The sequence below is a fragment of the Gordonia sp. (in: high G+C Gram-positive bacteria) genome (assembly GCF_047600385.1).
In the GTDB taxonomy this organism is placed as follows: Bacteria; Actinomycetota; Actinomycetes; order Mycobacteriales; family Mycobacteriaceae; genus Gordonia.
Genome location: NZ_JASGKZ010000001.1, coordinates 429,548 through 442,670, shown reverse-complemented (window position 1 = coordinate 442,670; position 13,123 = coordinate 429,548). Strand labels below are relative to the sequence as shown.

The 13,123-nt window shown below is 69.5% G+C and carries 13 protein-coding genes; 8 read left to right on the top strand and 5 right to left on the bottom strand.

Features of this window, described 5'->3' with window-relative positions:
• Positions 1 to 140 precede the first annotated feature (140 nt).
• The 5 genes from QM809_RS01975 to QM809_RS01955 are packed head-to-tail and all read left to right on the top strand — an operon-like array spanning position 141 to position 3,731.
• Positions 141 to 1,052, top strand: a complete 912-nt coding sequence (locus QM809_RS01975; RefSeq protein ID WP_415044168.1) for a Rossmann-like and DUF2520 domain-containing protein — start codon at positions 141 to 143, stop codon at positions 1,050 to 1,052.
• Positions 1,049 to 1,996 carry a pantoate--beta-alanine ligase gene (gene panC, locus QM809_RS01970; RefSeq protein WP_415044167.1) on the top strand — a complete coding sequence of 316 codons (948 nt, stop codon included), beginning with the start codon at positions 1,049 to 1,051 and terminating at the stop codon, positions 1,994 to 1,996. Before QM809_RS01975 ends, panC begins: the two co-directional genes overlap by 4 nt.
• A gap of 15 nt (positions 1,997 to 2,011) precedes the next feature.
• Entirely contained in the window at positions 2,012 to 2,473 is a 462-nt protein-coding gene (gene panD, locus QM809_RS01965) for an aspartate 1-decarboxylase (RefSeq protein WP_415044166.1), read from the top strand.
• Complete coding sequence (locus QM809_RS01960) at positions 2,473 to 3,303, top strand: type III pantothenate kinase (protein ID WP_415044165.1); 831 nt, start codon at positions 2,473 to 2,475, stop codon at positions 3,301 to 3,303. The genes panD and QM809_RS01960 overlap by 1 nt, the downstream gene beginning before the upstream one ends.
• Positions 3,300 to 3,731, top strand: coding sequence for a MaoC/PaaZ C-terminal domain-containing protein (locus QM809_RS01955; RefSeq protein ID WP_415044164.1), 432 nt, complete (start codon positions 3,300 to 3,302; stop codon positions 3,729 to 3,731). Before QM809_RS01960 ends, QM809_RS01955 begins: the two co-directional genes overlap by 4 nt.
• A gap of 31 nt (positions 3,732 to 3,762) precedes the next feature.
• Here the strand turns inward: QM809_RS01955 and QM809_RS01950 are convergent, their stop codons facing one another.
• From QM809_RS01950 to QM809_RS01930, 5 genes are all read right to left on the bottom strand, one after another.
• A complete protein-coding gene (locus QM809_RS01950; RefSeq protein ID WP_415044163.1) occupies positions 3,763 to 4,533 on the bottom strand; it encodes a glucose 1-dehydrogenase in 771 nt (256 codons plus the stop codon).
• An 840-nt stretch (positions 4,534 to 5,373) separates the two neighbouring features.
• Entirely contained in the window at positions 5,374 to 5,982 is a 609-nt protein-coding gene (locus tag QM809_RS01945; RefSeq protein ID WP_415044162.1) for an MBL fold metallo-hydrolase, read from the bottom strand.
• Positions 5,982 to 7,097, bottom strand: coding sequence for an S-(hydroxymethyl)mycothiol dehydrogenase (locus tag QM809_RS01940; protein ID WP_415044161.1), 1,116 nt, complete (start codon positions 7,095 to 7,097; stop codon positions 5,982 to 5,984). Before QM809_RS01940 ends, QM809_RS01945 begins: the two co-directional genes overlap by 1 nt.
• A 34-nt stretch (positions 7,098 to 7,131) precedes the next feature.
• Positions 7,132 to 7,899 (bottom strand): SDR family NAD(P)-dependent oxidoreductase, encoded by a 768-nt coding sequence (locus QM809_RS01935; RefSeq protein ID WP_415044160.1) that lies wholly within the window; start codon positions 7,897 to 7,899, stop codon positions 7,132 to 7,134.
• A 16-nt stretch (positions 7,900 to 7,915) separates the two neighbouring features.
• Entirely contained in the window at positions 7,916 to 9,220 is a 1,305-nt protein-coding gene (locus tag QM809_RS01930) for a flavin-containing monooxygenase (protein ID WP_415044159.1), read from the bottom strand.
• Positions 9,221 to 9,335: 115 nt separating this feature from the next.
• Here QM809_RS01930 and QM809_RS01925 point away from each other — a divergent pair, with 115 nt between their 5' ends.
• The 3 genes from QM809_RS01925 to QM809_RS01915 all read left to right on the top strand — a co-directional run bounded on the left by QM809_RS01925 (position 9,336) and on the right by QM809_RS01915 (position 13,085).
• On the top strand, positions 9,336 to 10,277 hold the full coding sequence (locus QM809_RS01925; protein ID WP_415044158.1) for a LysR family transcriptional regulator: 942 nt from the start codon (positions 9,336 to 9,338) through the stop codon (positions 10,275 to 10,277).
• 187 nt (positions 10,278 to 10,464) lie between these two features.
• Entirely contained in the window at positions 10,465 to 12,390 is a 1,926-nt protein-coding gene (locus QM809_RS01920) for an APC family permease (protein ID WP_415044157.1), read from the top strand.
• Positions 12,387 to 13,085, top strand: a complete 699-nt coding sequence (locus tag QM809_RS01915; RefSeq protein ID WP_415044156.1) for an SDR family NAD(P)-dependent oxidoreductase — start codon at positions 12,387 to 12,389, stop codon at positions 13,083 to 13,085. Before QM809_RS01920 ends, QM809_RS01915 begins: the two co-directional genes overlap by 4 nt.
• Positions 13,086 to 13,123 lie beyond the last annotated feature (38 nt).

Genomic DNA, 13,123 nt, shown 5'->3' with positions numbered 1-13,123 from the left:
CCGCCGCGGTGAAGCCGCCCCGTCGATCGGTGAAGCGGGTCACAAGATCTGGTGCGACGTGTTAGGCGGGCCTACTCTTGCGGGGTGAAAGTCTGGTACCCGGCCCGTGCCGGGACTGGAACTGACCTTGGAGGACTCCGGTGACCGCATCCACCCCTGCTCCGCGCCTGAACGTCGGCATCGTGTCGGCGGGCCGCGTGGGCACCGCGCTCGGCGAGGCGCTCGCCGCCGCCGGACATCGGGTGGTCGCCGTCCACGCCCGTTCCGAGGCCTCCCGTGAGCGTGCCGAGCGCCGCCTCCCGTCCGCCCGTCCGGGCTCCGTCGACGACGTGGTCGCCGCCGCCGACCTGGTGCTGCTGGCCGTCCCCGACACCGAACTCCCCACCGTGATCGACCGGGTGGCCGTCTGCCTGCGGCCCGGCCAGATCGTGGTGCACACCGCGGGCGCGCACGGCACCGCGATCCTCGATCCCGTCGCGCGGCGCGGCGGCATGGTGCTGGCGATCCACCCGGCGATGACCTTCGTCGGCGGCGACGAGGACACGCCGCGCCTGGCGTCGTCGTGCTTCGGCATCACCTCCGCCGACCCCTTCGGCGACGCGGTCGCGGCCTCGCTGGTGCTGGAGATCGGCGGGACGCCGGTCCGGATCGACGAGTCGCAGCGCACGCTGTACCACGCCGCCCTCGCGCACGGCGCGAACAATCTGATCGCCCTGGTCACCGACGCCGTCACCGCGCTGCGGGCCGCGATCGACGGACCCCACCGCCTGGCCGAGCAGGCGACGGTCGACGGCGGTGCCGCCGGCCTTCCCGAGCAGATCCTCGGCCCGCTGGTCCGGGCCTCCCTGGAGAACGTGCTCGCACTCGGTCCCTCCGCCCTCACCGGTCCCGTCGCCCGAGGCGACCGCGCGACCGTGCAGCGGCATCGCACCGCACTGGAGGGTCTGCCCGACCCCGGTGTGGCACTCGGCTATCGCGTGCTCTCAGCCCGAGCCGCGACGCAGGCCGGCGCTCCCGCCGACCTGCTCGACTCCATCGAGGGGAATCCATGACAGAGATCATCGAGGCCGCGCAGGCCCCGTACACCCCCGGTGCGCTGACCGTGCACCGCGACCCGGCCGAACTCCACCGGGTCAGCAAGGCCCTGCGTGCCACCGGCAGGCGGGTCGCCCTGGTCCCGACCATGGGCGCACTGCACGAGGGACACCTCGAGCTGATCCGCGCCGCCGAGGGGTGGGGCAACACCGTCGTCATCGTCTCGATCTTCGTCAACCCGCTGCAGTTCGGCGCGGGCGAGGACCTCGACGCCTACCCGCGCACGTTCGACGAGGACTGCGCCAAGCTCGCCGCGCTCGGGGTCCCGCTGGTGTTCGCGCCGACCGTCGACACCGTGTACCCGAACGGGCCGCGGACGACGGTCCACCCCGGCCCGGCCGGGGTCGGCCTGGAGGCCGCCGCCCGCCCGACGCATTTCGCGGGCATGCTGACCGTGGTCAACAAGCTCCTCAACATCGCCGCCCCCCACGCCGCCTACTTCGGGGAGAAGGACTACCAGCAGCTGGTCCTGATCAACCAGATGGTCGCGGATCTGAACATGGACGTCGAGATCGTCGGCGTCCCCACGGTCCGCGAGGCCGACGGGCTGGCGATGAGTTCGCGCAACCGCTATCTCACGCCGGAGCAGCGTGAGCTGGCGACGACGCTCTCGGCCGCGCTGCTGGCCGGGACTCATGCGGGGGAGCACGGGCGCGACGCGGTGCTGGCCGCCGCGCGTGCGGTGCTCGAAACCGAGCCCGGCATCGACGTCGACTATCTGGAACTGCGCGGCCGCACGCTCGGCGATGCGCCGGAGCAGGGCGACGGTCGGCTGCTCGTCGCGGCCCGCATCGGCGACACCCGTCTGCTCGACAACGTCGGCGTCGACATCGGCGGCGTCCGCCGACAGTACGACGACGCCGCCAAGGAAGCGTTCTTCACCGACGGTGAAGACAACTAGAAAGAGGGGTACCCCATGTTCCGCACCATGATGACGTCCAAGATCCATCGCGCTCGCGTGACCCAGGCCGACCTGCACTACGTCGGCTCGGTGACCGTGGACCAGGATCTGCTCGACGCCGCGGGGCTGCTCGAAGGCGAGCAGGTCCACATCGTCGACATCGACAACGGCGCCCGCCTGGAGACCTACGTGATCGCCGGCGAGCGCGGGACCGGCGTGATCGGCATCAACGGTGCGGCCGCACACCTCGTGCACCCGGGCGATCTGGTGATCCTGATCGGCTACGGGATGCTGAACGAGGAGGAACTGAAGAGCTACTCGCCGAAGGTGGTCTTCGTCGACGAGCACAACCGGCAGATCTCGCTCACCGACGACCCCGCGGACGTGCCCGCCGATTCGGGTCTCAAGGACCCGCGTCAGCTCGCCGACGCCGGGAGCGAAGCGAGCGGGTCTGTTCTCGCCGACGCCGTCGTCTGATGCTCCTCACGGTCAGCGTCGGCAACACGAACATCCATCTCGGGGTGTTCGCGGGATTCGGCGACCATGCGGCGCTGGTGCGCGACTGGCGTATCCACACCGATCCGCATCTGACCGCTGACGAGCTCGCGCTGACCCTGCGCGGACTGCTCGGCGACGACATCGAGCGCGTGACGGCGGTGGCAGCCCTCTCCACCGTCCCGTCGCTCCTGCGTGAGATCCGAGTGATGCTGCCGCGCTACTTCGGCGCCGGGAGTCCGGGCGCGGGCCGATCGGAGACGAGCCCGCATGTGCTGCTGGAGCCCGGGGTGCGCACCGGGATCCCGCTGCTCGTGGACAATCCGAAAGAAGTCGGGACCGATCGCGTCGCCAACGCTCTGGCGGCGCACGCGAACTTCCCCGGCCGACCGTGCATCGTCGTCGCCTTCGGGACGGCGACGGTGGTGGACGCGGTCTCGGCCAAGGGAGAGTTCCTGGGCGGCGCGATCGCCCCCGGCGTCAACCTCGGGGTGCAGGCGTTGAGCGACCACACGGTGACGGTCCGCAAGGTGGAACTGCAGCCGCCGCGCAGCGTGCTCGGCAAGAACACCGTCGAAGCACTGCAGTCCGGCATCCTCTACGGTTTCGCCGGCCAGGTCGACGGCCTGGTGGAACGGATCAAAGCCGACGTGCCCGGCTTCGCGGGGCGCGACGTCGTCGTCGTGGCGACCGGTTATCAGGCGCCGATGATGTACGACGAATGCCGCACCCTCACCGACCACGCCCCGTTTCTGACGTTGGACGGTCTCCGCCGCGTCCACGAGCGCGCCAAAGCCGGGAGGAATCGATGACCGTCGGCGGGAAAGACCTGATCACAGGCACCACGTACACGTTCGGGGAGTACGCGTTGACTCTCGACGACGTGCTGTCGTTCGCGGAACGGTGGGATCCGCAGTACTTCCACACCGACGAGGCCGCGGCCGCCCGCGGGCTGTTCGGCGGGGTCATCGCCAGCGGCATCCAGACGATCGCGGTGATGCAGCGACTCACCGTCGACGCGGTCTACCGGCAGTGGCGGGTGATCGCCGGTCGGGATCTGCGCGAGGTGGTGTTCGTGCGGCCGGTGCGCCCCGGCGACGTGCTCACCGGGTGGGCGCGGATCGACGAGGTGCGGCTCGACGAGCGACGGGGTCGCGCGGACGTGGTCCTCACGAGTGCGTTGACGGTCGACGGCGAGTCGGTGCTGACGGCGGTCGCCGACGTCGTCGTGTTCGCCTGAGCACGACGACGTCGGAGAACGAGCCGGTCGTCTACAGAAGCGAGCCGACCATGCCGCCGTCGAGCACCAGGCTGCTGCCGGTGCACCACGACGACTCGCCGGAGGCGAAGAACAGCACTGCGGCGGCCACCTCCTCCGGCGTCCCGTAGCGGCCCTGCTTCTGCTCGATCAGTCCGTCGAAGCCGCCGGCGGGCAGGCCCAGAGCGGCCTCGAACTGCGGCGCCGCGGTGGTGACCAGCGCGGTGTCGACGAAGCCGGGAAGCACCGCGTTCACCCGGACGCCGGCCGGACGGAACTCGATGGCGGCGGTCTCGGTGAGGTTGCGCACGGCGGCCTTGGCCGCGGCGTACGGGGCGAGCAACGGGGAACCCGCGGTGGACGTGATGGAGCTGATCGTGACGACGGCGCCGCCGCCGCATTCGGCGATCACCGGCGCCGCGTAGCGGATGGACAGGAACACGCCGTCGAGGTTCACCGAGGTGGTCTTGCGCCAGTCGTCGTACGACATCGCCGCGATCGGTTGGACGAACCCGACCCCGGCGTTCGGCACCATGATGTGCAGGGCGCCGAAGTGCTCCCGCGCCTGCTCCACCAGTGCCTTCACCTCGGCCTCCGAGGTGACGTCGGTGGTGACCGCGAGGGCGTCGTCGAGCGAGTCCGCCACCGCCTGCGCGGCGGCGCCGTTGATGTCGGAGACGACGACCTTCGCGCCCTCGGCGGAGAGTCGTCGTGCGATGGCTTCGCCCAGACCCGCACCGGCTCCGGTGACGATCGCGACCTTGCCGTCCAACTGCTTGCTCATACCGTGTGTTCCCTCTCCGTCCGGACACGGGGATGTGTCGTGGGTCTCAGTCAACCCTGTGTCGGAAGGGTCGCACCATGGTCTGCGGGGACAACATCGGGCCGGATCGTTGTGCGCGCGGGCGGTCGCGCGTCTCGCGTTCGACGGTCGGTCGGGTGTGGGCGGGTCGTCGCGGGCGGGGGCTTCGACACGTACTCGTCACTTCGTTCCTCGCACGGCTCAGCCGGCGGAAAGGACGGTCGCCGACGTCGTCGTGTTCGCCTGAGCACGACGACGTCGGAGAGCGGCATTGTCGAGATATGTGATTTCCGGTGGTCGGGTGTTCTCAGCGCGGTGATCTCGCACCGGTCGTCGCCCGACAGCGCCGCGATCGGCTGGAGGAACTCTCCCTCGACGTCCGGAACCGGGCTGTACAGGGCACCGAACCGCTCTCTCGCACACTCGACCGGTGTCGTGGCCCGGCCTCCGAAACGGCGTCGACGTCGGAGACGACGACCGTCGCACCCTGGCCGTCCAACTGTTCACTCATACCGTGTGCTCCTTCTTCGTCCCGACACCGACGTGTCGTGGATCTCATTCAACTGCCGACGATTCGGTCACACCATGGCCTGTGGGGACAAGGATGCGCCGGGTCGTTGTGCGCGGGGATCGAGGGTCTCGGGTCGGTGAGGGGAGTCCGCCTCGTCTACGGCCGGTGTTCGGTGTGGCTTCGACGGAGCTCCGCCGGCGGAAACGAAATCCATTCGGCGGGAACAGATTTCACTTTCTGGGAGCGGATTTCAGCCGTCGGGGGACGATTCCCGCCGGTGGAGCCGGGTTCCCGCCGGTGGGAGTCGGTGTTCAGCCCAGGAGGGTCTTCTCCGCGGCGATCGTGGTGTCGGCGCCGTGACCGGTGTGCACCACCGTGTCGGCGGGCAGGTCGTACAGACGCGCCCGGATCGAGTCCTCCAGGACCTCGCGGCTGGAGAACGACCGTCCCGTCGCCCCCGGACCACCACAGAACAGGGTGTCACCGGTGAACACACACCCCAACTCCGGCGCATACAGACACACCCCACCCGGCGCGTGACCGGGCGTGTGCAACACCCTCAACACCGTCCCGCCCACCGTGATCTGTTGACCATCGGCCAGGTCCGCATCCCACCTGCGCCCCGGATGCGTCAGCTCCCACAGCGGGGCGTCGTCGGGGTGCAACCAGATCGGCGCCCCCGTGGCCTCGGCCAACTCCGGCGCGTACCGGACATGATCATCATGAGCGTGCGTACACACGATCGCTTTCACTTCCCGGCCGCCGACGACGTCCAGGATCGCTTCGACCGAGTGGGGGGCGTCGAGCACGACGCACTCGGTGTCGTCACCGATCACCCACACGTTGTTGTCCACGTCGAAGGTCTCCCCGTCCAGACTGAACGTCCCGGAAGTGACCGCGTGATCGACCCGCACCCCCATCACAACACCACCACGCTGCGCAGCACCTGGCCGTGGTGCATCTTCTCGAACGACGCCTCCACCTCGTCGATCCCGACCTCCTCGGTCACGAACGCATCCAGATCCAACTGACCATTGCGATACAAGTCCACCAGCATCGGGAAATCCTTCTCCGGCAGACAATCCCCATACCACGACGACTTCAACGCGCCGCCGCGTCCGAACACGTCCACCAGGGGGATCTCCGGGACCCTCATCTCCGGGTTCGGGACCCCGACCAGCACCACGGTGCCGGCCAGGTCCCGGGCGTAGAACGCCTGCTTCCACGTCTCCGGACGGCCCACGGCCTCGACCACCACATCGGCCCCCTCCGCACCCGGATAATACTGGTCGCAGATTTCGGCGACCGCAGTGACGGGATCGACCTGCGAGGAGTCGATGACGTGGGTGGCACCCATCTCCCGGGCCTTCTCTAGTTTCTTGGCGTCGATGTCGATCGCGATGATCGGCAACGCCCCGGCCAACTTCCCGCCCGCGATCGCCGCGACGCCGACGCCGCCGCACCCGATCACGGCCAGGGACTTGCCGCGGCCGGCCTGGCCGGTGTTGATGGCCGCGCCCAGGCCGGCCATCACCCCGCAGCCGAGGAGTCCGACCGCGGCCGGCCGCGCTCCCGGATCGACCTTGGTGCACTGTCCCGCGGCGACCAGGGTCTTCTCGGCGAACGCCCCGATCCCCAACGCCGGACTCAACTCCACACCCGCGTCCTCGCCGTCGGCGATGGTCATCTTCTGCGTCGCGTTATGGGTGTTGAAACAGTATTTGAGGTCGCCGCGTTTGCAGGCGCGGCACTGCCCGCACACCGCACGCCAGTTCAAGATCACGAAATCACCCGGGGCCACCGAGGTCACCCCCTCACCGACGGATTCGACGATCCCGGCGGCCTCGTGACCCAACAGGAACGGGAACTCGTCGTTGATCCCGCCCTCCCGGTAATGCAGATCGGTGTGACACACCCCGCACGACTGCACCTGCACCACCGCCTCCCCGGGTCCCGGATCCGGGATGACGATGTCCACCGTCTCCACCGGCGCCCCCTTCACCCGAGCGATGACTCCCTTGACGACCTGACTCATGAAGAACTCCTTGTCTCGTGATGGATTCGGGGGGTCATCGGGCGCGGAATCCGCCGTCGACCACCAGTTCGCTGCCGGTCATGAAGCGTGCGTCGTCGGACGCCAGGAAGGCGACCGCCGCGGCGAGCTCGGCCGGATCGGCGCGTCGTCCCAGCGGGGTCTCGGGGACCACGCCGGTGCCGGGCTCGTTCGCGTTCAGCGGCGTCGCGACACCGCCGGGGACCAGCGCGTTGACCCGGATGCCGTCGGCGGCGAACTCGAGGGCGGCGGTGCGGGTGAGCCCCAGCAGCCCCGACTTGCTCGCCGCGTAGGCGGCGTACCCGATCGCTCCCGACGGGCCGAAGATCGACGAGGTGTTGATCACCGAGGCGACCGACGACGCCCGCAGCAGCCCGAGCATGGTCCGGAGGCCGAGGAAGGCGCCGGTGAGGTTCACCGCCAGGAGACGGTTCCAGGCCTCGGCCGTCTCCTCTTCGAGCGGGGTGACGTGCACGATCCCGGCGTTGTTGACCAGGACGTCGAGGCGGCCGTGGTCGCCGGCGATGCGGTCGTGCGCGGCCGTCCACTGCTGCTGGTCGGTCACGTCGAGACGGAGGTAGGTCACGTCCGCGCCGGATTCGCGGAGCGCGGCGGCGGTCGCCTCGCCCTCGTCGTCGAGCACGTCGGCGAGGTAGACGGTCGCGCCCTCGGCGGACAGCCGCGCCCCGTGCGCGGCGCCCTGGCCGCGGGAGCCTCCGGTGATCAGTGCGATGCGCCCGTCCAGCCGACCGGGGCAGGGGGCGATGGTCGATGCGGAATTCATCTCGGCAGGTCTCCCGTCAGTTTCCGGCCGAACCGGCGGCGACCGGCGCGGGGGTGGCCGCGAGCGAACGGAGCAGCCGCTCGGTGTCGCGCATCTGCTCCTCCCAGATCGCGCGGACGATGTCGATGCGCAGCTCCGCCTCCTGCATCACCGAGAAGTAGTTGGCCAGGGCCATCCCGAGCGGACCCGCCTGCTCCTGGAGCGCGATCATGTCGAGGACCAGCTTGGACTGCACGCCGTAGATCGGGATCTGCGGTCCGCGCGGCGCGATGAGGCCGACGAAGTACAGCTTCTCGGCGCCCTCGGGCAGGATCCCGCCCGCGTACCGGCGGGGCACGCCGGCCTCGCCGGCGAGCAGGTCTGCGTCCAGGAAGGGCAGTGCGACGTCGAACCCGGTCGCGTAGACGATCGAGTCGTACTCGGCGCTCGTGCCGTCGGAGAAGTGGACGGTCTTGCCGTCGAAACGCTCGATGCCCGGCCGCACCGTGACGCGTCCGTGCTGGATCCAGTACAGGAGCAGGTCGTTGACGGTGGTCGCGCCGCCGGCGAGGTCGTGCGATTCGGGCTCCGGCAGACCCGGGTAGGCGCTGTTCGGTCCGATCGCCACCTTGGCGAGCAGGCGGGCGAGGAGGTCCTGCTCGGCGGCGGTGTACTCGCTCAGCCACGGCACCTGCTGGCGCGGCACGCCGAAGTACATCTTGGGCTGGAAGTGGATCCCCTTGCGCACCACCACATCGGCTTCGAGCCGATGCTGGGCGACGTCGACGGCGATGTCGCATCCGGAGTTGCCCGCACCGACCACCAGGACCCGGTTCCCCTCGAGGTCTCCGACGTTGTCGTACTCGCTGGAATGGAGTGCGGTGCCGGTGAACGTGCCGGGCACCTCGGGGATCCTGGGGCTCCACAGGTGCCCGTTCGCCACGACGAGGGCGTCGAAGACCCCTTCGTCACCGCGGCTGGTGACCACGCGCCATCCGGCGCTGCCGACGGGCGCGTCGCCCGCGGGGACCGGCTCGGCCGAGAGCACCTCGGTGGAGAAGGCGATGCTCCGGCGGAGGTCGGCGTGGTCGGCGTACGACTCGATGTACCGGCGGACCTGGTCGCGCCGGGGGAAGTGCGGGTAGTCCGCGGGCATCGGGAAGTCTTCGAAATGGGTGGCGTCCCGGGCCGTGATCAGGTGCAGCGCCTCGTAGTCGGTGTGCCAGTGGCCGCCGACCCGGTCGGTCTTCTCGAAGCATTCGACGTCGTGCCCCGCGGGACGGAGTTGAGCGATGGCGGACAAGCCGGCCGCGCCGGCGCCGATGATGCAGATACGAGCCATGTCGCGTCCTTTCGGATCTGGCGGATCCTCCGGTGGGATCCCTCGCCTCGATTGTTCGGTCGACCGGGTCATCGGGTCCATAACCATTAGCTGCACCCTCATCAAGGATTAACCTATGGTGATGTCGAGGACGCCGATCACGCTGCAGCAACTGACCTATTTCCTCTCGGCGGTGGAGCACGGTTCGCTCTCCGCCGCGGCCGAGGCGAACTACATCGCGCAGCCGAGCCTCTCCGACCAGATCCGCCGTCTGGAACGGGCGCTCGGGGTCTCGCTCTTCACCCGGACCAACCGCAGACTGATCCTCACCGAGGCGGCGCGGATGCTCGTCCCCTACGCCGAACGCACGCTCGCCGCGGCGGAGGAGGCGGTGACCGCGGTCGACCCGATCCGCAACCTCACCGGGGGCAGCGTCTCGTTCGGCACCTTCTCGAGCGCGCACGACCTGATCAACGTCGACCTGATCGCCGAGTTCCGTGCGCTGTACCCGGGGGTGTCGCTGCGGATCGAGGAGCTCAACTCGGTGCAGGTCGCCGAGGCGGTGCGCAGCGGCGATCTGGAGGCGGGCGTCGTGGCCCTTCCGGTGGACGATCGCGGTCTGGAGATCAGCCCGGTGATCTGGCGGTCGGAGGCGTGCTACTACACCGCTGCACCCGAGCGCGCCGCCGGACCGATCGGCATCGAGGCGATCGCCCGGGCGACCCTGATCCTGCCCGAAGCGCGCTGGGGCGACATGGACCCGACCCGGCTGCAGCTCAATGCGCGCGCCCAGGCCTCCGGCCACGTGATCCGGCCGGCCATCGAGGTGGAGTCGTACGCCGTCGCCCTCGAACTGGCGCGCCGCGGCGTGGGCGACACGATCGCCTCGCCGCCCGTCGCGGAACGACTGGGATTCACGCGCGGGCTGCGTTCGGTCTCGCTCGACCCGCCGCTGATCGAGCAGTACGGGTTCGTGTGGCGGCGGAACGCGGTGCTGTCCCCGGCGGCATCGGTCCTGGTCGGCCTCACTCGAGCGCTGCTGGAGGCGATCCCGATGCCGGCGGCCCCGGAGGTCTAGCCATAGCTTAAAACTTTGACCGATCATTTGATTCATGCCTTTACCTAGTCCTGCGAGGTGAATCACACTCGGAAAACGCTGATCGTCAACGTCGACGGTCGGTCCCGGTTCACCGACTGCTCTTGGAGGGGCCATGTCGACGTCACCACCTGTCACATACGAATCAAATGCGAAATTCCAACGCCGGATGTCGCTGCAAGCCGCGATGTTCATCGCGATCGGCGGCCAGATCGGCTCCGGATGGCTGTTCGCCGCGCTCTCCGCGGCCGGCGTCGCGGGTCCGTCCGCGGTGCTGTCCTGGGTGATCGGCGGCGCACTGACCCTGGTGATCGCCCTCGCCTGGATGGAAGTGGGAACCGCGCTGCCGTTCTCGGGCGCGATCGTGCGTTACCCGTACCTGTCGCACGGCGGCCTCACCGGCTGGATCCTCGGGCTCTCGTACTGGCTGGCGAACGTCTCGCTGCCGGCCATCGAGGCGATCGCCGCGATCACCTACGTCGGCGGCCTGTTCCCCGACCTCGGGCTGCTCACCACCGTCGACGGCGTCTCGATGCTGTCGTGGCCGCGCGGCATCCTGGTCGGCCTGGCGATGATGGTCTTCTTCCTGCTGATCAACCTCTTCGGCGTGAAGCTGCTCAGCGAGGCCAACCGCTGGGTCACCTGGTGGAAGATCATCATCCCGACGGTGACCTTCCTGATGCTGTTCTTCGTCTTCCGCGCCGGGAACTTCACCGACTACGGCTTCTTCGGCAACGGCGGGGGCAGTCACTCGGGCTTCTCGTCGACGCTCCAGGCGGTCGCGGTCTCCGGTATCGCCTTCGCGATGATGGGATTCCGCGGCGTGATCGACTTCGCCGGCGAGGTGAAGAACCCCAAACGCAACATCCCGCTCGGCACGGTCGGCTCCGTGCTGATCCCGCTCGGCATCTACATCGGACTCCAGGTGGCGCTGATCGGCGCCCTCGACTGGGCCGACGCCGGTGTCGCCGCCGGAGACTGGTCCGCCCTCGAAGGCAGCACCTGGGCGGACGGGCCGCTGAACTCGGCGCTGAAGGCCACCGGCATGGCGCTGCTCGGCGCGTTCGTGTCCGTGCTCCTGCTGGACGCCATCCTCTCGCCCAGCGCCGCCGGATACCTGTACCTCGGCGGCGGAGCGCGCGTCGGCTACGGCCTGGCCACCAACAAGTACTTCCCGCGGGCGCTGACCTCGATGAACAAGCACGGCATCCCGGTGGCGTCGGCGGTCGTCGCCTTCGTCGTCGGCTGTTCGTTCTTCGCTCCGGCGCCGAGCTGGTACCGGCTGGTCGGGTTCATCAGCTCCGCGCTGGTGCTCAGCACCCTCGCCGCCTCCGTCGCGCTGATGGTGTGGCGTCGGACGGCCCCGGATCTGGTGCGGCCGTACCGGCTGCCCGCCGCCCGGGTGCTCGCGCCGGCCGGCTTCCTCGCCGCCTCCCTGATCATCTACTGGTGCGGATTCGTCACCCTGGTCAACCTCATCACGATCCTGCTGGGTGCGCTGTGCGTCTACGCCGTGTGCTTCTCCACCTACAACGGCTGGGTCAAGCGCGGTCCGGCCGCCCTGCTGGCGACGCTCTTCCTGGTCGGCTGGATCTTCGTCGCCGGCCGGAGCGGGTTCGTCCTCGCCGCACCGGGCACCACGACCGATCTGTCGACCATGCTCGCCTACCTGGGCGGCACCATCGGGCTCTGCATCGTCTTCCTGGCGGTGCTGCGACTGCTGACCAGCGAACCGGGAGTCCCGCACCTGCGCGGCGGATACTGGCTGGTGTTCCAGCTCCTCGCCTTGCTGACGCTCGGCGGACTGGGATCGTACGGCCCCCTGGACGAGCCGATCCTCGCCTTCCCGTGGGACATCCTCGCGGCGATGATCGTGTCGCTCATCGCCTACTTCTGGGCGGTCGCCACCGGTTTCGCACCGCCCGAGATGACGATGCTCGAAGCCGAGTCGGTCGCGGCCGCCGAACTCGAAGCCGCGGGCGACACCGAGGGCGCCGAGGCGATGAAGGACGAGATCGTGCACACCGCGGTCGATCCGCTTCCCGATGCTCACCCCGAACCGAACCAGAACCCCGAACGAAAGGCAGATCTGTGAGAACCGCTGTCGTCACCGGCGCCGCGAGCGGCATGGGCCGCGCCACCGCCGAACTGTTGACCTCCTCCGGCTGGCAGGTGCTCGCGCTCGATCGCGTCGAGACCGAGTACCCCGTCGGCACCGAGACCGTCCGCACCGTCGCCGTCGACGTGACCGACCGCGAGGGCGTCGGCCGGGTGCTCGACGCGCACCTCGCCGCCGACGGCGCGCCGATCGCCCTCGTCGCGAACATCGCGGGCGTGTACCCGCCCACCACCCTGGAGACCTTCGACGAGGCGACCTATCGGCGGGTGTTCGACGTCAACGTCCTGGGCACCCTGAACGTGACGGCCGAGGCCGTGGCCCGGATGGACGGCGGCGCGGTGGTGAACTTCGCCTCGGTCGACGCCTTCACCGTCTCGCCCGGTCAGCTCCTCTACTGCGCCTCGAAGGCGGCCGTGGTGATGCTGACCAAATCGCTGGCGCTCGAACTCGCCGGCCGGGGGATCCGGGTCAACGCGATCGCCCCGGGCTGGGTGGACACCCCCGGCAACGCGGCCACCGGACGGATGGCCGAGGCCGCCGCGTCGGTACCGCTGGGCAGGGTCGCCCAGCCGGCGGAGATCGCGCGCTGGGTCGAGATCCTCGGCTCCGGCGACGCGGGCTTCATGACCGGTGAGACGATCGTCCTGTCCGGTGGCGACGTGATCCGGTGAGCACCCGGGTCGGTGCGGCAGAGGTGCGACGAACGGGA